Here is a 22078-nt window from a genome sequence, read left to right as displayed (position 1 = left end):
GGATTTCAATATGGAGCTTCAGTTTACAGTGTAAATCCAAGATTCTAATTTACACTGTAAATCTAATTTGTAACGGTCAATCTATTTAAATGATGGCTTGTCTATTTACACTGTAAATTTGCTAGCAAAACATCGACGTCTTTACGAAACTGAATCTCTGCTTGTTTGCGACCAACAAGATTAGACTGTTCAACACAAGTCCCCCACTCTTTCTGCTGAACGACCTTTGCGATGAGTAAGTCCGAAATACCTATGTTTCGACCGTTACCAAGTAGAATCAAGTTCAGTACGCTGAAGCTAATCGCATCGTAACTGTTGCCACCGTTCACGTAATTTCTAACTAACTGAGTTTCAAACTCGCTAACGGTATCGACACTCTTTGGCAGCAGTACGCGCACCATTTCGATTTCAAGTGAAACCAAGGAACCTGAAACAAGAAAGCAGTAGCTACGCTCGAAGTGAATTAGAGCTTGGTTAATCCAACTTTGGGAGTTTGAGGTAAGTGGCTTAACCATCAATACCGAGTGGCAGCCACTTGCCTGATCGCGCTGGTGGCCAATATGGACAGGTACAAAATCGTTATCACGCCAGAATGAAATCAACTCACTAGTCGCACCGAAGCTTGTCGCCAGATAATCCGCTTGGCTGGTTTGCTCTGATAACTTAGCCAACATCCAACCACCAATGCCCAAACCTTGATGAGGCGTTGAAACTGCAATGCGCATCACTCGAAGGCAGCGACTGGTCGCCGCTTCTGTGCAGCCAAGTTGGTTTGCCAGTAACACAGGTGCAAGGTGCCCTTGAGGCCTGCGTTTTCCAATTTGAATCTGAGCGATCAAATCTTTATCTAAACCACCCTCTTCAGTAACCAACATACAACCTAAGCATTCATCTTGCTTCCAGGCGGCGTACAAACGGATTGCTGAATTGTTGAGGAACTGCATTAAATCGTTGGGTGACGTCTGATAATGAGCATCGACAAGTAGAGAAAAACATCGTTGTAACTTGTGTGGATTAGCCAAGCAATCTGCTTTTGATAGTTCAACTAAATCTAATTGGTTGATTGTCTGATCAGAAAAGTTATCTAACTCATGAATCGCCGAGTCACTTAGCGACGCATCGCTACCAAGCAGGAAGCAATCAAACAACCAAGCTTCTAGTGGGTCGTTGTTGTTCCAACGAATCGGTTGTTCAAGCTTAAAGCCTTTCCAACCAGGGCGGTGTACCGAAAGCCAAGATTCAAACTTAATCCCAAACCCTCGTCCACTGCCCTCGTAACCGTGTACCGTGGTTGAAAAAACCATACGATGATAAATGCCGACCATGGACTTGAGCATAGGGATTGGAATAGCAGCCGCTTCATCAACCAATAGCAGGTCGCAATCAGGCTTAGATTTAAGTAAGTCATCCGGAGCTACGAATCTTAAACTTCCCCCTTGATGGCGAATGTGTGTAGCGTTAACCACTTCGATGACTTCGAGTCGCTGTATTGCATGGGAAAATACAGGCTCGATTGCTTTCACTGAAGGCGCAGTCACAATAATATCTAATCCATGACGTTCACCCAGAAGCTGTGCTGCGGCAATCCCCAATGTCGAGCTTTTACCGCGGCCTCTATCTGCGGTGAGAATCAAAGGACGTTTGCGATGCCCAGACAACACCTTTTTGACCAACTCAACTGCCACGTTTTGCTGTTCAAATCTATCCAATCCGATTTCAGCGTTTTGTTTTGGGGGGAATGCGTTACTCGCTTGAGTAACATCGCCAGCTTCATTAGTTTGCGAAACAGAAATAAGTTTATCGAAATGACCCTTTAACCAACGTTGGCCAAAGCCAGAACTCCTACCCTCTTCAGCTTCATTGACGTTTGGCGGCAACACCAACAACAAACCGCCACCCACTAACGATCCCAGTGCTGCACTGAAACCATTCGCGTCAAACTGCTCTCTAAAATCACAAACAAGAATCTGGCATTCACGCCCCAGAAGTTTCTGCCCCTTCTTGACCGGTGCATGCGTCACATCGTCGAATGGGACACCGCCAATCTGAAAAATGGATTTAACGTTCTTATCTTGAAGGAAGGTTGAAATAACCTTGTTTTGCCAATCGACATCACCGTTAAAAACCACGCCGTAACGGTGATCATTATGTTGAGCAACATCAGAAAGTGTATGCAGAAAAGTGTTGGTTGGGTTTGTCATAGTTAGCGTCCAGATTCATCTAAACACAGTTTATCACAGCCAAATAAAAAGCCGCATAAAGCGGCTTTAGAGGAGTAATGAAAAGTCGTCGACTTAGTCGAGCTTGGATTGAACGAAGGCGAGGATTTCTTCCATTGTTGCGTCATCCACTTTCTTAAGGTTCAACGCCAAGTTTGAACCCTTGCGGCTGTATGATGCGCGGCCCTTAATAAGCTCAACTTTTGGAGAAGCTTTCTTCGCTGGTGCTGGCGCCAATTCAAGAATCCAACCTTCCAAAGTTTCAGTAACGTCTTTAGTTAAACGCGTAACACCTTGTGCTTCGCTACGCTGCCATACAAAACCTTCAGAAGCATCACACTTAGTCAGTAATGTTTGCTGCTGTTCGCCAGTCAGGCCACCAAATTGTTTGTGTAGCTTAACAATGGTTGGGCGACCAAGATCGCTCACATTTGGGTAAGCTTGTAGCAGTTCAAGAGGCAAAGCCGCCGCTTTCAACGCGCCACTCACCAAAGCTTCACTGCACTGGAACATTTTCGCTAATGCTTTCTGGTCTTCAGCTTCGCCTTTATCTAGCTTCGCTTGCATCTCTTTACCCTTCTCATACAGAGAAAGCGGTTTATGAGCGTTGGCGACATCAGATAGGAACTTAGCGTGTTCGCCGTTGATGTTTTCAGCAACATAGATAAGGAACTCTTTGTCAGCCAAAATACACGACATACGACGACGGCTACCATCGAGAACTTCAATCTTACCGTCTTTGTTTTTACGACCAACCGCTGGGTATTGCTGGCCACGTTCTTTCAATGTTGTAAGAACATCAGAAAGCGCGTGCTCGTTTAAGAAAGATTGCTCACGAGCATTTTCTTCGAAAACAACCGTTTGAGTTGCTACGTCAGCCGCCGGGATTCGAACTAGTTCAAATGAAACCAATTCTTCGCCTGCAACCGAAAGCTCGATCACTTGAGCCTGTTCTTTAGCCGCTGTTTGAGCTTCTTGTGGCGTAGCTACGCGACGTTTGTTTGCTTTACCAAATAGCTTTGCATTTAAGTCAGATGTTTTAATTGCCATTCTTGTTATCCCTGATTAAGTGAAGGCCAGTTGCTATGTAATACACGCTCTAATTCTAGAGCACTTTTTTGTACTGCGTCTTGAGCGACAGCCAGAGTTTTCTTACCACCCTCAAAGTCGCTAACCGTTAGATCGAAAACCGTGCTGTAAGTATCTGCACAGGTTTCAAAAGCGCGGCTTCTTGGAATAGTGGCCATCATTACTTGGTCATTCAACAGGTAGTTCATCTCAGTTAATACTGATACCTGCTTCTTGTTGTCATCTTCAAACATGGTTGGCATTAGACGAACAAATTCGAGCCCTTTCCAGTCGTCCGGGAACATCTCATACACGGTTGGTAAGTGCTGGAAGAAGTTAACCGTTGAAGCCCAATCCAAACGCTTGGCTGCACATGGAATCAGAAGAGCGTTCGATGCGTACATTGCGTTCCACACTAGAGGGTCTACGTGCGGGCCGGTATCAATCATAATCACATCAAAATCATCAGCAATTTTGTCGATAAGCTTCTCTTTTAAAAGACGAACAATATCAAGTGACTGATCTTGAGATAGGCTTTGCCACGCTTCAGCGTTAAACATCGCGTCTTCTGGGAACGCCGAAATCGTCTTTAGATTCGGATACTGTGTTGGTAAAAGTACGTTCTTACGCAAGAATTCAAGGTCAACATCTTGGCCTTCTGGCACGTTGTCCAACATGATATCAACAGCAGAATAGATACTGTCGTGCTCTGCACCACTAATTTGTGGGTTCAAGAACAGACGCAAAGAACCTTGTGGATCCAAGTCAATTAAGCAGATACGGTAGCGCTTATCTAAGTTCAAAGACAGACAAGCCGCTAGGTGAACCGCTGTCATTGATTTACCCGTACCACCCTTTTGGTTCTGCACGTTAATAACCCATGGCTTATTGTCTACATGCTGCTTACGTTGATGGAACTTCGGCACTTCAGCTGCGTCCATCAGCATGTGAGCTTCAGTCAATGAAATCGAGTAATGATTGGCGTTGTTCTTTGTAAACTGATGACCATCCGCTTCAAGCTTGTTGATAGCCTCATCCAATTTTCGACGAGTTAAGCCCGAACGCGTCTCCATCATAGCTTTAGACATTGGAGGGAAATGTTCATCACTTCGCTCTTCCAAAATAATCTCAATTCGGTCAGCCTGAACTTGTTGAGTTTGTTCGGCTAGCTGATAGAGCTTATCAATCGTTTGTTCTCTTTTCATTGCCAGTTTCCGTAATGATTAACCTAGAACAAATTGTACAGCGATTAACAACAAACACAACAAAAACATGAACATACATTTATGAGTAAAATCACATAAAATAGACTGTATTTTTACAGTTTGATGAAAAATAGGCTTAGATGAACACAAAAACTTCTATTTTTATCACCGCTAACAGTGCTATTTCCGGTTTACATTTAAAATGTTACATCGTCACTTATTTACAATGTAAATGTAATTACAGCAAATAAACTTCGGAACGATTGAAATACAACCATAGATTACGGTTGGTGTGATTTGCATTCGAATTTGTCAGATTTTCAATAAAAAATAACCAAACAGACCAAATGGACTAAAAATTCAAAGTCGAAGTAAAAATCGAGTGTAATAAAACAAAAGAGAATTGGAACCTATCCGGAAGAATGATCATGGAGTACATCGACAGTTGGATAATTGATAAGGCCAAATTATGAAGCATGATCAAGGCCTAAACTCACCAATATTGATCGGAGTAAGTGCATGTTAGAAATGATCAACTCACGGAAAAATGATCAAGTAAATATCGTTCCGGAAGCATATAAATATAGAGCTAACTTACGGACAAATGCTTTTGTAATGGGGATTCAAGCTCTATAAGGCCTCATTGCTTGGAAATTCAATCGACACTGATTACAAATACAGAAACATGACAATTTCATGATCATGCTTCCTGATTTATGGTGTGTCGAGCTAAAAGCCCCCAACCAGTGATTATGGAACCAATACCGATTGAATTTTGAACGCCAAAGGGGAAGAACGATGTAAAAGGGGCATTACTTGATCATTGTTCCGATGAATTGGCTGTCAAAAATATCCACATAGGTGACTTAGGAGCCGCTTAATACAACTTGATCAATTACGGACTGTGGATAAGCTGTATAAGCATAATGATCATGCTTTCGAACCGATAATGATCATGCTTACAATGACTTAATGATCATCGTTCTGAAGTTCTGTGATCATGCTTTCTTTAATTTAATGATCATCGTTTCGAGTTCTTTATGATCATGCTTTCCAATTGGATTTTTTTTAACACTTACAATTCATACACTTAAAAGCAAACTCATAGCCAGATCATTAGATCACTTAATCATTTAAGATCATATTAATCAAAAAGATCAGTTATTTAAAAGCCAATAAATTCTCTTTATTTATGATCATTCTTTCTTTATCATTCAGGAACTATAGTGAAATTACGGTTAGTGTGATACGGATCAAAAATGAAACCAGAAGAGAAATTGTTAATTAAGGCACGAAGCCACAAAGATGGTCATTTATTTGAGGTATCTGAAACAGCCGTTGAATGGATAGAACAATATCAACACTTCAAAGGGGTCACCAAAAGCATCGTTGAGCTTCTTAACCTAATTTCACTACGTGGGTTTAGCAGCAAAGATGGATACGTCTCCACCACCGAGATTATTGAATCAACTGATGGTCAAGTGACTCGCGCCGCCTTGCAACAAAGGCTGAGAGCCGCTGTAAGTATTGGTCTGTTCAAACAAATCCCAGTTCGTTTTGAAGAAGGCCTTGCGGGTAAAACCATGTTGCATCGCTTTGTGAACCCAAACCAATTAATATCGGTTCTGGGTGCCACCAGTTTAGTGACAGAAAGCGTCAAGCAAAATGAAAAGCAGAAGCGTTCTAAAGCACTAGCTCAAACCAAAGTAAACAAGCGCTTACTGAATGAACACGGACTGAATACACCACCGACGATGAAAGACGAAGCGGATCAATTCATTGTTTCTCCAACCAATTGGGCGGGGATTATTGATCAAGCGTTGGCGCCACCTAGAACACGTAAGAGCTACCAGAAATCTATGGTTTCGATCTCTGGCACTCGAGCGGTGATCGAGACACGATCTTCTAAAAACATCATGACGGTTGACGATCTGATGACGCTGTTCGCGTTATTCACGCTTACTGTTCAATATCATGATCACCACCAAGATGATTATCATCTCGACGCGAAACACACCCCGAACAAAACACCACTCTACATCACTGATATTTTGTCTTTGCGTGGCAAGAAAGACAGCGGTCCTGCACGCGATTCGATCCGTGACAGTATTGATCGTATCGAATTTACGGATTTCCAACTGCACGAGCTCACGGGCCGTTGGCTTAGCGAGAACATGCCAGAAGGCTTCAAGAGTGATCGTTTCCGATTCTTAGCTAGAACCATTACGGCATCGGAAGAAGCGCCTACAGAGGGCTCTGATGGCGAAATTCGCATTAAACCGAACCTGTATATCCTTGTCTGGGAACCTTCGTTCTACGAAGAGCTCCTGACGCGTGATTATTTCTTCCTATTTCCGCCAGAAATCCTGAAACAACATACCTTGGTCTTCCAAATGTATTCGTACTTTAGAAGCCGTATGGCACGTCGCCACTCAGATTGTATGTTACTGAGCGAGCTGAACCAGAAGTTGGCTCGTAATATCGATTGGCGTCGCTTCTCGATGGATTTGATCCGCGAACTCAGAAAATTGGGCGAAGTAGGGGATCAAGAAGATACTTTCCTGGTGAATCTTTGGGGTTATCACTTGACGATCACGGCGTTGATCGAAAAAGGCAAAACCACCGATTATCAGGTTGATATCAAATGTAATGTCGAAGAGGTGTTGCGTTATTCAAGAGCGCGTACCACCAACGCCGGTAAGCGTAATATGGCCCCAACGTTACCGAACCCGCTGCGTAACGAGATGGTGTCTAAGCAGAAGCTGGAAGAGCTGTCTGAGATTATCGATGGTGAGTTTGAGCCCATTCAGCGTAAAGCTCCGTCGCCAAGAGGCAAATTGGGACGTCGAGTGAAGCAGCGTAAACACTCTGTTGAGATCAACGCTGATGAGATCATGATTACTCTCTCTAAATATACCTCCACAGAGGCTCTAGAACGCAGCATAACGGCTTTATCTGCTATGACCGGGCACTCACATGCCTCAATCAAAGAAGAGTGCTCAGAGCTCATTGAGAAGCTTGATTGGTTGAGAGTAGGGGAGGATGTTATCCCATACGAAACACTGAGTCGCTTAATTGAGCTGTACAACGACCGTGACAGCACCAGCAATCGACACCTGTCCATTGAACGTTTGATTTCTGGTTTGGCTGTGCGTCGTAAAGTGTGTAAACAAGTTCACGAAGGCCATTTAGACGAAAATGTGTTTCTGGCGCTCGATGAAATGGCGATTGGCCATTAATCACGAGGGCGTTTTGATCTTTCGAGCTGATTTTTGCAGTAGAAATCCCCAGTAGCAAGAAGCCCGTATTTACGGTCGATGAATGGATAGTTTGAATACATTAGGTGCTGATTAAAACCGCACCTAACGCTGACAAAGTTCTGACAATGTAACGCATCCAGTTGATTATTATTTATCCCGAATAGACAACCTTTGTCCTTTCTTATGATTAATAGATTGGCTCATATTTTGTTACATCATACTGAATAGATTTTTGCGAGTTCCTAAGGGACTCGCTTTTTTTTGCCTGAAATTCGTATAATTAATAAAATTCAATAACTTATATGTAAATCGTAACTGCTGACCCTGAAGCATGATCAAGGCTAGATCATGCTTTTCACGGATCCTATTTGTGAAGGGACTCTGCTTTGGTGTTTGATCGTTCAGGGTTAAATCGTGGAGTGGATCAGTGGCGTTGACGTAGAGCTGCACCTTGATCATCGTTCTGGTGTTGGCTTGCCATAAAACGCACATGCGATTCGATCAATTTTTCTGACTCTTCTTTCCAGCGCGGTTCTTGTTGTTGGTTAGTAAATTCCAAAGCCAGTACACATAAATGCTGGAGCCGCTGTGTGCACCACTCTTGCAAGTCAGGCTCTGATTTTGGGTTGCATGACACGGCCTGCAGCTTGCTATAGGCAAACATCAGGTATTGATAGGCCTTTTCTTGATTGTGCGAACCACCAGCCTCGTTTGAGAGCGATGATACGCTTGGTGCTGCAAACTTTGTCGATGTCGTCAGCGTTACGTCTTTATGTCGATAAAACGTAAAGATTCTCAGGCATCCGTCTAGCCAACATGCGATGCCTTTGCTCTGCTCATCCGTGATCAATGGCCCCCAGAGCGTGTCTGGAGGCGTTAAGATCAAAGGTTCTAACCGGTCCACTTGATCATGCTTTCGGTCTTTGTACCAATCTCCGATCCGCTCTAACCAAGTGTCTAGTTCATTCATACAACGTTATCCCACTGTTTTACAAAGTGATTATCAGAAACTTGCTTGATTTCATGCTGTATTTCACAGCTCTGCTCTCGAATTCGATCTGCGTTTATTGAATAGTTTGGCTCATTTTTGACGAGTTCGCCAAATGGCAGATCGGGATCGGGAACGGCAGAGATCAACAGTTTAGTGTACGGATGTTGTGGATTGGTTAAGATCGACTGTGTTGATCCCCATTCGACGATCTGCCCTTTGTACATTACCGCCGTCTCTTCTGCGATGTAGTGTGCCGTGGCGAGATCATGGGTTATGTACAAAAAGCCAATCCCCAACTCTTTCTTCATTTTTTGCATCAGGTTTAACACGCCAAGTCGTATTGAAACATCCAACATCGAGGTAGGTTCATCGGCAAGGATAACCTCTGCACCGACTGCGAGCGCTCTTGCTAGATTAACCCGCTGTCTTTGGCCACCACTGAGCTCATGAGGGTATTTGGCGAGAGTTTCAATGGGTAACTCCACCAGCGTTAATAACTCTTTGAGACGCTCTGTGAGAGCCTGTTTCGTGGCAACTTGCTTATGGATTTTAAGCGGGCGAGTTAAGTGGTGCTCAATGGTGTGAGTTGGATTAAGTGAGCCAAATGGGTCTTGAAATATCATTTGTACACGGCTGCGGTAATCCAAGATATCTTTGCGGCTTTTTAGGGTAGAGATGTCTCTGCCATTGAACAGTATCTCTCCCTCTGTCGGTGGGTAAACCTTGGTCATCAATCGGGCGCAGGTGCTTTTCCCGCAGCCTGATTCTCCAACCAGCGCCAATGTTTTACCGGCATGCAAATCAAAACTCACCCCATGCAGTGCTCTAAAGATCGCTTCTTTGCCAAATCCACCGCCGACGGTGAACTCTTTAACGAGGTTTTTCACTTGAAAAATAGGTTGTGACATGGAGCTCTCCTAGCACGTAGTCGCGTGCGCATGTTCGTGAATGTTAGGGAAAGAACTCCATAGCTTTTGGGTGTAGGAGTGCTGAGGGTTGTTACGAATCTCATAGGCTTGGTTGATTTCAACGATCTGGCCGTGGCGCATGATGGCAATGCGGTCACATAGCTGGCTCATTAGTGCCAGGTCATGGGTGATGAACAATATCGAAAACCCAAACTCTTCTCTGAGTTGGTGTATTTGCTGCAGAATTTCGCGTTGTACAACCACATCAAGCGCCGTTGTCGGCTCGTCCATGATGATCAATTTGGGATTGAGGGCGAGCGCGATGGCGATGACTAAGCGTTGACGCATCCCTCCGCTGAACTGATGCGGATATTCGGTGAGGCGGTTACGAGGAATGTTTACAAGGTCGAGGAGCTTCTCTGCGCGGTCTTTAGCTTGTTCGTTGGTCATTCCTTTGTGGTGACGTAAAACATCAGCGAACTGCTCTTCAATGGTCAGTACGGGATTGAGTGAGTTCATCGCACTTTGGAATACCATGGCGATTTCGCTCCAACGCAAGGTGTTCAAGTGGTCGTCAGATAAACCGAGCAGATCTTGCCCGTTGAACAGTATCTTCCCTCCAGAGAGGAAAGCAGGCGGCTTGTGTAAACGGTTAATGGCAAACGCGATGGTACTTTTTCCGCACCCTGATTCGCCAGCCAAACCAAAAATCTCGCCTTGGCCTATGCTAAAGCTTACGGATTTTACAGCATTAAAATCGCCGTCATCGGTGATGTAATCGACACATAGATTCTTCACTTCGAGAAGTGGTTTATCTGAATTTTCCCTAGACATGATAAATACTCAGTTATGATATTGATAACTATTATCATTAGCATGAAGTGAATTTAGTGAAAGCGATGAGCACAAAAAGAATGAAGTGCCTCGAAATTTATCTTGGGTTATTTCACGAAGTTTCAGTGGGGAAACAAGAAATGAGAACGGGGAAAATGAGAGGTGGATCAAACCACATTTCTTATGGGGAATCTTGTAAATGTAATTGCAGAAAATGGCTTTGGCAAAGTTTAAATGAGGCATTTATTAATTAGCTTTGTGAAGCGTCGGAATCATCACATTTCAGTACAGAATGTCTTAACAAGTGAAATAGCATTTGCTACAGATTACCTGTCCATTACATGGTGCTTTTCGGAGGAAAACATGTCCATTAATTCTATCAACCATGATGAAATGACAAATATTGCAAACAAGTGGGATGCTGAAGAAGAAGTATCTTTCAAGCCAGAAAAGAAAATGAAGTCCGCTGAAGCTCGTCGTCGTATTGAAGCTCTAAGAGAAATTAGAGAAAGCGGTTTTAGTCTGGAAGAAGCGAGGGAACTAGGTCTTATTCACTAAGGACCCCTATTGCATTTAAGAGGGTGGCGCACCGCCACCCTTTGATTTATATAACTTTTTAAAAGGGCTATGAGTTTTTTATAAGTAAACCATGTTCCTTGTCTCCCACCATTTAAATCCATTGTCCTGCCTTTAGATTACTTGTTCCCGACTAAAAACATGCTCATGGCATACTCTTGAACTAAGTTGTTTGACAGTAATATGCAACGCCACTAATTTTAAAGTTAAAGCAAAAATATGAGATGTCGTTGGTAAGGAGAAGGCTATGTCTAATTCTGTGGCGAAAGCCAAAGAAGTGCTGTTTTATGAACCTGAAGATCCAAACGGATACCTGTCAAATTTTGCAGCTTGTCCCATTAAGGTTAACGATCAAGTTTGGGCAACCAGCGAACATTATTATCAAGCGATGAAATTTGCTTCTGAAGCGTTACGCAATACTATTTTGGAAGCCAGTACCCCTGCTGAAGCGTTCTCTTTAAGTCGTGATTATGAAGACCAAGTTCGAGAAGATTGGTATGACATTCGTGTTGAAGTGATGCAGTTCATTGTGACTGAGAAGTTCAGACAGAACCCGCAGTTTGCGCTGTTTCTGACTAACACCGGAGATTCGGTGATCAAAGAGCATTCTCATAAAGACCATTTTTGGGGCGATGGTGGTGATGGAACTGGTGAGAACCGTTTAGGTGAAATTTTGATGGCGGTGCGACAACAGCTTCGTAATCAACAACTGCATTTGATTGCTTCGCACTAACCTATCGAGTACAAGTTCAAAGATAGTTTCCCTAAACGTTAAATTTTAAAGGCCGCTCTGCCATTTAGTCTTAAGCTAGACTAAGCAGAGCGGCCTTTTCGTTGCAAGTCGAGCTAAGGTGACTAAGAGTAGAAAAGTGCTCTACAACGTCAACTAGGCGCTATTACAGATAAACGAAGGATCTATAAGTACCCTTGCACGATGTCATCGAGCTGACCATCGTCTTTCATTTGGTCGAGACGTTGGTTGATGAAGCTTTGCAGCTTAGGATCCATCTCAGGGTCAAACGCCAAATGGATAGGGTAGTTATTGATCACTGAACCAAACTCTTGCATCTGGTAATCATCAATACTTAACTTTTGCTCGTTTAGGTTGTATTTGATTCTCGATTCCATCTCAACAAAAACGGTATCACCAGGCGTTCGGTTTAATACACGAAAAGCCGCGCTGTAATCTTTAACTCGAATCTCGTTGAGCTTACCTTGTTTGATGTAAGGCTCTAGGTTTGGATATTCGAACCCCACCAGCAAGACCACCGCTTTTCCGTCTAAATCGTCGATAGTATTGAACTCAAATGGTTCCTTACCGCTACTGAGTAACACGTGTTTTACATTGTAAATCGGATCTTTAGACAGGTTTACAGATTGGATATTTCCCCAACTAGGACTGCCGTAGGTTACCCAGTTTGGATTCTCTCTCGCGTCGAGCTTGTCAATCATGCGGTTGAAAGGGTAGGTGTGGTAATCGATCTCGTATTGGCTGTCATCAAATACGGCCTCAACAATATCCGAAACCATTCCTCTGTGAGATGACCCGTCAGTTTCGATCTGAAAAGGTTGCGCTTGGCTCGCAATAATGTAGTAGTGAACAGGTTCGCTTGCAAAAGCATAACTGCTTGAAAACAAACTGACTATGGATGCAAATATAAGATGTTTTTTCATAACCTTCCCTAGTTATTTGATGAATGACTACTATTATACTAGTTGAGTAATTGTAGTTTGCTAGGATAACAATAATGGTAATTTGTGTATGGTGACAAAAGGAAAACGCTATATTGGACTCTCCCGACAGTTGATCGGGACTATCATAGCAATCAGCACCCTATTCACAGTTATAGTGACAGGTCTAGGGTTGTATGTGGAGTACCAAAGTCGAGTTTCTTTTATCAGTTCTCAGATCGAACAGGTTAAGGCTGGCTATCTTTCGGGTTTAACGTCCAGTTTGTGGGTTGAAGATCGAGAGCAACTGTTTGTGCAAGCCGAAGGTATCTCCCGCCTACCCTCGGTTAGTTACCTTCTTATCGAAAGTCCAGATGAAAAAATTCTAGAATTAGGTCAAAAGACCTCAGGTCAGTCTTATTCCCAGTCTTGGGAAATGGTGCACCAGATGGGGGGGACAGATTTCCCATTAGCGACGCTCACGGTGCAATCTGATTTGAGCATGATCCTCAACGACTTTGAAGAACGAGTTCTACTATTGCTCGCCTTCGAAGCCGTCAAAATCTTCTTATTGTCTCTGGTTTGTTTAACGATCGTCTATCGTCTCGTGGTGAAACGCTTAATGACTATGTCTTCCCAGATCAACCAGCAACAGGTCGAAGACAACAAACCACGCTTCATAACGCCAACCGATTCTACTTACAGAGACGAGATCTCGACACTAGAGAGTAGCTATAACCAGTCGGTTGAACGTATTCGTCAACAATACCAAGAACTGGAAAAAGCCAAAGATGTCGCTGAGGTTGCCAACCGCAACAAAAGTGAATTTCTTGCCAACATGAGCCACGAGATCCGCACCCCGATGAATGGGATTATCGGACTGTCGTCTCTACTCTCTGAAATGGATATGCCGACAGAGCAAAAAGAGTATGTCGATATGCTCAATACCTCTTCGCTTACTCTACTCGACTTAATCAATGACATTCTTGATTACTCGAAGATAGAAGCGGGTCGTCTAGAACTGCAACAAGAACCAATGAAGATGATGGGTATTGCTGCCGATGTTGAATCGACGTTTAGAGTTAAAGCTGAACAGAAAGGGCTCAGATTCCAACTGGCGATTGATCCTAAGATCCCAACCATGGTGATTGGCGATGGCACTCAGCTAAGACAAGTACTGAATAACTTGGTCGGTAACGCCATCAAATTTACCGAGCATGGTCATGTCACACTCTCACTTCGCTTGGAAGAAGTCATAGAACCAGAACAAAAGCTCAGAGTGAAATTTGAGGTGACTGACAGCGGTATTGGTATTGCTGAAGACAAGCAACAATCGGTGTTCGATAAGTTTCAACAAGCCGACGGCAGCACCACCCGTATTTACGGAGGCACCGGGCTTGGTCTGACGATATGCGATAAGATCGTGACCTTGATGGGCAGCAAGCTTGAGCTAACCAGTGTCGTAGGCAAGGGGAGTACATTCTACTTTACCGCTGACTTTGACCCGAGCCTGGACGTTGACGAAAGCAATATCGATTTTAATAAAGTCTCGGTGCTTCTGGTTGATGATAGTCAGCTGAATATGCGTATTACCTCAACACAGCTTCAATCATTCGGCGTTAAGTCAGAGTGTTGTGAAACCGCCACCCAAGCGTTAGAGCTTGTTTCGGAGTCTGTGGCGAAGTCATCGCCTTATGATCTGGTGCTGATTGATAAAGTGATGCCGTCTATTGATGGATTCCAGTTAGCAAGAAGTTTGATTGAGCGTTTTGACAAAGCGTGTCCTAAGCTGGTGATGATCTCTGCCGACCCACGCAAGCAAGATGAAGCGCGCGCTAAACAAGTGGGTTTTGTTGCCTACATAGCTCGTCCTTATCAAGATAACCAACTTAAATGGACGTTGAGTGAAGTCCTCGCGAGAGCAGCGGATACCTCAAATTTTACCTATCCAAACAGAGGTGAGGTCGCGTTCAAAGACAATGAACCTGTACCATTAACTAAACCAACGGGTTCTGTTGAAGCTACACCAAAGGCTTCTGTCGCAACCACACAAACAGACAAACAAGCTCCAATCAAAGAAGAGCCAAAACCAGTGGCCGCTTCGTTTAGTGGCAAAGTCTTGGTCGTTGAAGACTCGCGAGTAAACCAGCAAGTTGCCAAGATGATGCTCAAGAAGCTTGGGTTTGAGGTTGATATTGCCGATAACGGGGAAATTGGTGTCGAGAAATTCCAGGCCAACGAATACGAGATGATTTTTATGGATTGCCAGATGCCGGTTCTCGACGGTTTCGAAGCGACTAAACAGATCCGAGCGCTCGAAGAAGGGTCTTCAAAGCACATCCCAATCGTTGCGCTGACGGCCAACGTCGTACAGCGAGACAAGCATTTGTGCTTCGATGTAGGTATGGATGAGTTTTTACCTAAGCCTGTTAACCAAGGGAAACTGAGAGAGATCGTAGCCAGTTTTTTATCTAAGGAAACCGATTCGACCAAAGAAGAAGATGAGCAAAAGATTGTTTAGTTAGTGCCTCATTAAACGTAACCGTTGAAAATAAAAACTCCGACTGAATCAGTCGGAGTTTTTGTATGTGCTCGCTTTTTCTTCCTAAGCCAAAGCTTAAACCTAGGCCTAGGCAAATGGTTACGTGACGCTAACCAATACTATCAATATGAATCACTACAGAATCGGGTCGCCAGTATTCCAACTCGCAATCCATTAGTTCACCGTCCTGTTTGTAGTTCACTCGGCAGATCTTAAGAACAGGCTGCCCCTCTGCCAAATTCAGCGCCTTGGCGACATGCGCAGGGGCAGAGGTGGGTATCACATCAAAGCGCGATCGTTGGGTCTCGTAGCCATACTTTTCTCGGTAGATGCCTGTCAGCGACATGGTGAGGTTTTCTGACAACACCTTCTCAAACAACGGCGCTTTTAAGACGTTTTCAACAAACAGCACCGCTCGGCCATCAATAAAGCGTAGTCGCTCAATCACGTGTATCGGCGTTATCTGTTCTATCTCTAATGCTTTGGCGTAATCGCCCGCGGCCATCTCTGTGCGGGTGCTCAGCAGCCTTGTTTCTGCAATACGATGTTGTTCGCGAATCATTTGATGAAAGTGAGAACGAGACAATGGGTTGTAGCGAATTCGTTCGGGTGACACATACCAGCCTCGACGCTCTTCTCTGTATATCAGACCTTCGGTTTCTAATGACACCAATGCATCTTTGAGCGTGATTCGTGTGGTGGAAAACAGCTCGCTAAGGTTTCTTTCTGATGGCAGTTTTTGCCCTTCAATGAAGATACCTGATTGAAGCTGCTCTCGAATACTCGCCTTAATTCTTCCTAACTGTGTCCCTGACTGCCCGGTGCCCAATGTTCTCATTACTGATCTAGTCCATAAGTTCGTGTGCTTAATAAGGTAAACCATGGAGTTAACAGGAATGTGACAGTAAACAATGGCTTATTGTCATATGAGTGAAATATAACTGCCACGTAAATGCACTCGAACTGTCAAATAACTTGCGGCAAACCGTCACATTCCGGCTATAGCATACAAAACGAACTTACTGACCTAGTCCAGAAGGATAGAGACAATGAAAACTTTGCTTAGCCGTTCAACTGTATCGCCAGCTAAATTAATCGGTTCACCTGCAAAATTGATAGGCGCAACGCTAATAACGGCAACACTTTCAATGCCAGCGATGGCGAAGGATACTGATCTTGAGTCACTGATTGAAGCCGCTCAAAAAGAGGGTGCAGTTTACAGTGTGGGTATGCCAGACAGTTGGGCAAACTGGAAAGGCACATGGACTGATCTGAAAGCAAACTACGGTTTGAAGCATCAGGATACCGATATGAGCTCGGCTCAGGAGATCTCGAAATTTGAAGCAGAGAAGAAAAACGCAACCGCTGATATTGGTGATGTGGGTTTCGCATTCGCACGTGTGGCAGTGAAGAAAAACGTCACTCAGCCATACAAACCAACCACTTGGAATGACATTCCAGACTGGGCAAAAGACAAAGATGGTCACTGGGCTCTGGCTTACACAGGTACTATCTCGTTCATTTCAAACAATAACCTTGTTGAAGATGCACCAAAATCTTGGAGTGACCTACTAGAAGGTGACTACAAAGTCACAGTCGGTGATGTCGGTGTAGCAGCACAAGCAAACAACGCAATTCTAGCGGCTGCATTTGCTAATGGTGGTGACGAGTCAAACCTAAAACCGGCGATTAAATTCTTTGGTGAGCTAGCGAAGCAAGGCCGCCTGTCTTACACCGACCCAAGCATCGCTAACCTTGAAAAAGGCGAAGTGGAAGTGGCAATCATGTGGGATTTCAACGCACTGAACTACCGCGACAAGATCGACCGTGAGCGCTTTACCGTCAGCATTCCACAAGATGGCTCAGTGATTTCTGGTTACACCACCATCATTAACAAATACGCACAAAACCCGAACGCGGCGAAGTTGGCTCGTGAATACATCTTCAGCGACCAAGGCCAAATCAACCTAGCAGAAGGTTACGCACGTCCAATCCGTAGCAACGTTACGCTGCCTCAATCAGTGCAAGACAAGCTGATCTCGAACGAGCAATACAGCAATGTTCACCCAGTGACTGACTTCTCAGCATGGGAAAAATCAGCACGTCGCCTGCCACGTCAATGGCAAGAAAGCGTATTGATTCACCAGCAATAACCCCGCTTAACACACCACCTTCAATAGGTGGCTTATAGAAACAAGCAATAGAGAATAGACCATGAGCAATAAGGTTATCCTTGTTGTTCTAGATGGACTGAACTATCAGGTAGCCCGTGATTGCATGGGCTACCTGAACGGTCTTCTAGAGCAAAGTGATATGTATGAGAAACAGGACGATTTGCAGACAAAACAGGGCGATTCGTACAATAACCAAGGCGATTTGCGTAATAAACAGAGCACTTCGCAGAGCACGCAAAAAAATAAGCTGCGCGCCACGCTTTACCCTGTGCAGTGCGAGCTGCCGTCTATGTCACGTCCACTGTATGAGTGCATTTTAACTGGGGTTCGCCCTGTCGAGAGTGGCATCGTCAACAACCAAATCGTGCGTTTGTCGAATCACGAGTCGGTATTTAGCTTGGCGAAGTCGCAGAACAAAGTGACGGCAGCTGCGGCTTACCATTGGGTGAGCGAGTTATATAACCGAGCGCCATTTGATGCTGTGCGTGACCGCTTTACCAACGATGAGACCATGAACATTCAACATGGCTGTTTCTACCACTGGGATCACTACCCAGATGAAGCCTTGTTCTTGGATGCCGAGCACCTGCGCGTGACTCATCAGCCTGATTTTTTACTGATTCACCCAATGAACATTGACGATATGGGACATAAGCATGGGTTGGATTCTCGCCAGTACCGCAATAGTGCACGTGGCGCGGATATCTACCTATCAAACTATCTTGAGAAATGGGTAGACGATGGTTATCAGGTGATCATCACCAGTGACCACGGCATGAACAATGACTTGTCTCATGGTGGCATTCTGCCTGAAGAGCGTGAAGTGCCTTTCTTTGTGATTGGCGATAAGTTTACACACCAAGAATGTTCAGTGAAACAGACTGATATCTGCGGCAGCGTCTGTCAGTTACTCAACCTTGAACACGATAAATCTTACACTCAGGAATTGTTGGCCCTATGAGCAGTTCTGTAATCACGCAGAGCGATGGCTCTGCGCTTAAACCCAAAACCAAATCTTTGTTTCAACGCTTCAAGCCCGCTTTGTGGCTTGCGCCTTTCGCGCTGTTCTTCTACCTGTTCCAACTGGCACCTATGGTTTGGGTGCTGATCAACAGCTTCTTCTATGACGATGAGCTCTCTCTCGAAAACTATTCTGAAATATTCGATTCTGCTTTCATGATGCAGGCTTTTGGCAACAGTTTATGGTTGTCGATTTGGTCGAGCATTGTTGGCTTGGCGATTGCGACTCTGTTGGTCTCTTCATTGCGCCGTGTTGATTCTAAAATCCGCGATGCGGTGATCGCGTTTACCAATATGAGCAGCAACTTCTCTGGTGTGCCTCTGTCGTTCGCCTTCATCATCATCTTGGGCACCAATGGTGCGATTACCTTATTGCTCAAGCAGTATGGATTGCTGGGTGATTTCGACCTTTACGGTAAGTGGGGCTTGCTGGCGATTTACATCTACTTCCAGATCCCATTGGCGGTGTTGTTGCTCTATCCAGCGTTTGATGCTCTGAGTGACGACTGGCAAGCAGCTTCGGCACTGCTTGGCGCGAAAACTTGGCAATACTGGACCAAAATAGCGCTGCCTGTGTTATCTCCGGCTTTGTTCGGCACCTTCATCATCTTGATTGCCAATGCGATTGGCGCCTATGCGAGCGTGTATGCCTTGACCTCGGGCAACTACAACGTGATTACGATTCGAATCGCGAGCTTGGTATCGGGCGACTTGTTCTTAGAACCAAACCTAGCCGCCGCAATTTCTGTGATTCTGATGGCGATGCTGGCCTTCATCACCGTGATTAACCAATGGCTGATCAGCAAAAGCTACGCAGGGAAGAGAAAGTAATGAATACCGTAAATACTCGCTTTCATAAAACGGTTGTCTATTCGATTGTCGGCATCATGATGATCCCGATCTTAGCGACCTTTATCTACTCGATCTCTTCTCGATGGGGCGCGACGATCCTGCCGGATGGCTTCACGTTAGATTGGTATATCAACCTGCTGACCGATCCTCGCTTCTTACAAGCCTTTGGTCGTTCGCTATTTATCTGTGTGGCGGCGCTGTCATTGAGTGTGGTGTTGGTTCTGCCTGCGATTTTCGTGGTGTTTTACTATTTTCCGAAGCTCGACAAGGTGATGAATATCCTGATCTTATTGCCATTTGCTGTGCCACCTGTGGTGTCGTCGGTTGGCTTGCTTCAGTTGTATGCCGATAGCGAAATATCACTGATTGGCACACCGTGGATCTTGATTGGTACTTATTTCACCATCGCGCTGCCATTCATGTACCGCGCGATTGCCAACAGCTTTGGAGCGATCAACCTGCACGACTTGATGGACGCTGCTCACCTGCTCGGTGCAAGCACCACCAAGGCGTTCTTGTTGATTATTCTGCCAAACCTTAAGAAAGGCTTAATGGCGTCGCTGTTCTTATCGTTTTCGTTCCTATTGGGCGAGTTCGTGTTTGCCAACATCTTGGTTGGCACACGCTACGAGACACTGCAAATCTACCTATACAATATGCGTCAAACCAGTGGCCACTTCACGTCAGCCCTTGTGATGACGTACTTCCTGTTTATTTTCTTACTGACTTGGTTGGCAAGTCGTTTCAGCCAGGGAACCAAATAATGAGTTATGTAAATGCGAAAAAACTCACCAAGCGCTTTGGTGACAACACGGTGTTTGAAGACATTGAATTCTCAATCGAGAAGGGTGAATTCATTACTCTGCTTGGCCCAAGTGGTTGCGGTAAATCGACTCTACTGCGCAGCTTGGCAGGCCTGAATCCTGTTGATGGTGGCGAAATCTGGGTTAATGGCGAAGAGATTACTCACCAAGTGCCGCAGCAGCGTGGCATCGGCATGGTGTTTCAATCTTATGCCCTGTTCCCGAATATGACGGTTGAGGGCAACATTGCGTTTGGCCTCAAGATGAAAAAGCTTGCTGCTGACGAGATTAAACGTGAAGTCGCGAAAGTGATTGGGCTGGTGGACTTAACGGGCAAAGAAAAGTTCTACCCGCATCAGCTATCAGGCGGTCAGCGTCAGCGTGTGGCTTTGGCAAGAGCCTTGGTGGTTAAGCCTCGTATATTATTACTCGATGAGCCGCTTTCAGCGCTGGATGCGAAGATCCGTAAACATCTGCGCCAACAGATCCGAGACATCCAAAAAGAGATGAACCTGACCACGATCTTCGTGACTCACGACCAAGAGGAAGCGATGATCATGTCTGACCGTATCTTCTTAATGAATAAAGGCGAGATCGTCCAAGCGGGTACACCCGAAGAGATCTACACTCAACCTGCCAATGAGTTCGTTGCTGGGTTCATGGGGCACTACAATCTGGTGCAAGCAAACAAGGCTAAGCAGTTGTTCAATATTGAAACCGAATGGAAAGTGGCGATTCGACCTGAATCTATCTATGTTAAGGAGCAAGGTCGACAGTACGGCGAGCATATATCTGCGCCAAAAACGGGCACCATTCGTAACCATCAGCTTTTGGGTAACGTGATTCGCTACCAAGTGGACGTTGATGAGTGTGAATTAACGGTCGACCTACTTAACCGCTCCTCTGAACGACTGTTGGCAAACGGCAGCCAACTTGAACTCCTGTTTAACCTTAACGAAATTCAACCTGTGAGAGCCTAAGATGTTCAAACCTTTGTATGTATTTGATATGGATGAAACGCTGATCAATGCCGATGCAGCGATGCTTTGGAATGAGTTCTTGGTTGAAAAGGGCATTGCCACAGCGCCCAACTTTATTGAAGAAGATAAGCGCTTAATGGGCTTGTATTCGGAAGGCAAACTGAACATGGAAGATTACCTCACGTTTTCCATGCAGCCTTTGGCCGATATGCCAAAAGAGCAAGTCACCGCATTGGTGGAAGAGTGTGTTGAACAGCATATTTTGCCTAGACAGTTCAAGCAGTCGAAACCTTTGATTGAGCAGCTTGAGAATGATGATATCGACATGTTGATCATCTCTGCCAGCGTCACTTTCCTAGTAGAAGCGGTCGGTCGTAAGATTGGCATTGAGAATGCACTCGGTATCGACTTGATTGAAAACCAAGGCCGTTTTACTTCTCAAATATCAGGTGTGCCAAGCTACCGTGAAGGTAAAGTCACCCGTTTAAAAGAGTGGTTAGACAATCAAGAAACTAACTACTCAGACATTCACTTTTATACGGATTCAATCAACGACTTACCTTTGTGTGATCACGCTGATTTTGCCTATTTGGTAAACCCATGCCCGCGTTTGAAAGCACTGGCTGATCAACCGAATTGGTCGATCCTCGACTGGGATTAAACAGAATCTTACCTTCGAATTAGGTTCGCTCTAGAACTCATCAAGCCGCTGACTACAGCGGCTTTTTTGCATCATCAGTCTAATGTTCGATTTATTACCTTAGCTGACAAAAGGACACATGTAACAATTCAATAACATCTATTACTCTGCTGTAAATCAAACCACCATCTTTCAATCCCTTGATAGCACTCACTTTCTTGTCTTGATGGTTTGTGTGTAACAAATATTTTACAAATTGACAGGGTTTCATCGAAATTGTCCATTTTCCTCCACCCATTCCATTATCTCGGCTTGTGGGCCAAATTTAATTAAGG

19 protein-coding genes are annotated in these 22078 nt (G+C 44.7%); 10 read left to right on the top strand and 9 right to left on the bottom strand.

Annotated elements, in window-relative coordinates:
• Positions 1-101 precede the first annotated feature (101 nt).
• From AACU28_RS00965 to AACU28_RS00955, 3 genes are all read right to left on the bottom strand, one after another.
• The gene (locus AACU28_RS00965) at positions 102-2201 is read right to left on the bottom strand and encodes a GNAT family N-acetyltransferase (RefSeq protein ID WP_121602132.1); all 2100 of its coding nucleotides are present in this window, start codon (positions 2199-2201) and stop codon (positions 102-104) included.
• Between the two features lie 93 nt (positions 2202-2294).
• Positions 2295-3269 carry a ParB/RepB/Spo0J family partition protein gene (locus tag AACU28_RS00960; protein WP_004732564.1) on the bottom strand — a complete coding sequence of 325 codons (975 nt, stop codon included), beginning with the start codon at positions 3267-3269 and terminating at the stop codon, positions 2295-2297.
• Between the two features lie 5 nt (positions 3270-3274).
• The gene (locus AACU28_RS00955; protein ID WP_004732566.1) at positions 3275-4492 is read right to left on the bottom strand and encodes a ParA family protein; all 1218 of its coding nucleotides are present in this window, start codon (positions 4490-4492) and stop codon (positions 3275-3277) included.
• Between the two features lie 1259 nt (positions 4493-5751).
• On the opposite strand from AACU28_RS00955, the gene AACU28_RS00950 reads away from it, so the two are divergent.
• Complete coding sequence (locus tag AACU28_RS00950) at positions 5752-7731, top strand: replication initiator protein RctB domain-containing protein (protein ID WP_004732568.1); 1980 nt, start codon at positions 5752-5754, stop codon at positions 7729-7731.
• Positions 7732-8176: 445 nt separating this feature from the next.
• Here the strand turns inward: AACU28_RS00950 and AACU28_RS00945 are convergent, their stop codons facing one another.
• The 3 genes from AACU28_RS00945 to AACU28_RS00935 are packed head-to-tail and all read right to left on the bottom strand — an operon-like array spanning position 8177 to position 10485.
• Positions 8177-8722 carry a transcriptional regulator gene (locus AACU28_RS00945; protein WP_102496281.1) on the bottom strand — a complete coding sequence of 182 codons (546 nt, stop codon included), beginning with the start codon at positions 8720-8722 and terminating at the stop codon, positions 8177-8179.
• A complete protein-coding gene (locus AACU28_RS00940) occupies positions 8719-9651 on the bottom strand; it encodes an ATP-binding cassette domain-containing protein (protein ID WP_121602131.1) in 933 nt (310 codons plus the stop codon). The genes AACU28_RS00945 and AACU28_RS00940 overlap by 4 nt, the downstream gene beginning before the upstream one ends.
• Before the next feature lie 9 nt (positions 9652-9660).
• On the bottom strand, positions 9661-10485 hold the full coding sequence (locus AACU28_RS00935; protein WP_108175208.1) for an ABC transporter ATP-binding protein: 825 nt from the start codon (positions 10483-10485) through the stop codon (positions 9661-9663).
• Positions 10486-10848: 363 nt separating this feature from the next.
• On the opposite strand from AACU28_RS00935, the gene AACU28_RS00930 reads away from it, so the two are divergent.
• Complete coding sequence (locus AACU28_RS00930) at positions 10849-11043, top strand: PA3496 family putative envelope integrity protein (protein WP_004732575.1); 195 nt, start codon at positions 10849-10851, stop codon at positions 11041-11043.
• Positions 11044-11308: 265 nt separating this feature from the next.
• Positions 11309-11794, top strand: a complete 486-nt coding sequence (locus AACU28_RS00925) for an NADAR family protein (protein WP_004732576.1) — start codon at positions 11309-11311, stop codon at positions 11792-11794.
• Positions 11795-11976: 182 nt separating this feature from the next.
• Here AACU28_RS00925 and AACU28_RS00920 read toward each other — a convergent pair whose 3' ends face one another.
• Entirely contained in the window at positions 11977-12735 is a 759-nt protein-coding gene (locus AACU28_RS00920) for a substrate-binding periplasmic protein (protein WP_004732578.1), read from the bottom strand.
• Positions 12736-12823: 88 nt separating this feature from the next.
• Here AACU28_RS00920 and AACU28_RS00915 point away from each other — a divergent pair, with 88 nt between their 5' ends.
• The gene (locus AACU28_RS00915; protein ID WP_121602130.1) at positions 12824-15253 is read left to right on the top strand and encodes a response regulator; all 2430 of its coding nucleotides are present in this window, start codon (positions 12824-12826) and stop codon (positions 15251-15253) included.
• A gap of 130 nt (positions 15254-15383) precedes the next feature.
• Here AACU28_RS00915 and AACU28_RS00910 read toward each other — a convergent pair whose 3' ends face one another.
• Positions 15384-16112: a UTRA domain-containing protein gene (locus AACU28_RS00910; protein ID WP_004732583.1), complete on the bottom strand. Its 729-nt coding sequence runs from the start codon at positions 16110-16112 to the stop codon at positions 15384-15386.
• 211 nt (positions 16113-16323) lie between these two features.
• On the opposite strand from AACU28_RS00910, the gene AACU28_RS00905 reads away from it, so the two are divergent.
• The 6 genes from AACU28_RS00905 to AACU28_RS00880 all read left to right on the top strand — a co-directional run bounded on the left by AACU28_RS00905 (position 16324) and on the right by AACU28_RS00880 (position 21764).
• The gene (locus AACU28_RS00905) at positions 16324-17427 is read left to right on the top strand and encodes an ABC transporter substrate-binding protein (protein WP_121602129.1); all 1104 of its coding nucleotides are present in this window, start codon (positions 16324-16326) and stop codon (positions 17425-17427) included.
• 61 nt (positions 17428-17488) lie between these two features.
• Complete coding sequence (locus AACU28_RS00900) at positions 17489-18409, top strand: alkaline phosphatase family protein (protein ID WP_121602128.1); 921 nt, start codon at positions 17489-17491, stop codon at positions 18407-18409.
• The gene (locus AACU28_RS00895; RefSeq protein WP_004732590.1) at positions 18406-19299 is read left to right on the top strand and encodes an ABC transporter permease; all 894 of its coding nucleotides are present in this window, start codon (positions 18406-18408) and stop codon (positions 19297-19299) included. Before AACU28_RS00900 ends, AACU28_RS00895 begins: the two co-directional genes overlap by 4 nt.
• Positions 19299-20084 (top strand): ABC transporter permease, encoded by a 786-nt coding sequence (locus AACU28_RS00890; RefSeq protein WP_121602127.1) that lies wholly within the window; start codon positions 19299-19301, stop codon positions 20082-20084. The genes AACU28_RS00895 and AACU28_RS00890 overlap by 1 nt, the downstream gene beginning before the upstream one ends.
• Positions 20084-21103 (top strand): ABC transporter ATP-binding protein, encoded by a 1020-nt coding sequence (locus tag AACU28_RS00885; RefSeq protein ID WP_017094154.1) that lies wholly within the window; start codon positions 20084-20086, stop codon positions 21101-21103. Before AACU28_RS00890 ends, AACU28_RS00885 begins: the two co-directional genes overlap by 1 nt.
• A 1-nt stretch (position 21104) precedes the next feature.
• Positions 21105-21764, top strand: coding sequence for an HAD family hydrolase (locus tag AACU28_RS00880; RefSeq protein WP_121602126.1), 660 nt, complete (start codon positions 21105-21107; stop codon positions 21762-21764).
• Positions 21765-21858: 94 nt separating this feature from the next.
• Here the strand turns inward: AACU28_RS00880 and AACU28_RS00875 are convergent, their stop codons facing one another.
• Positions 21859-22041, bottom strand: coding sequence for a hypothetical protein (locus AACU28_RS00875; RefSeq protein WP_121602125.1), 183 nt, complete (start codon positions 22039-22041; stop codon positions 21859-21861).
• Positions 22042-22078: the final 37 nt, after the last annotated feature.

Origin of the sequence: Vibrio sp. SBT000027, assembly GCF_963894355.1 — a bacterium.
Taxonomy (GTDB): Bacteria; Pseudomonadota; Gammaproteobacteria; order Enterobacterales; family Vibrionaceae; genus Vibrio; species Vibrio splendidus.
The sequence above is the reverse complement of the archived record's forward strand: the minus strand, read 5'-3'. Positions and strand labels throughout refer to the sequence as shown.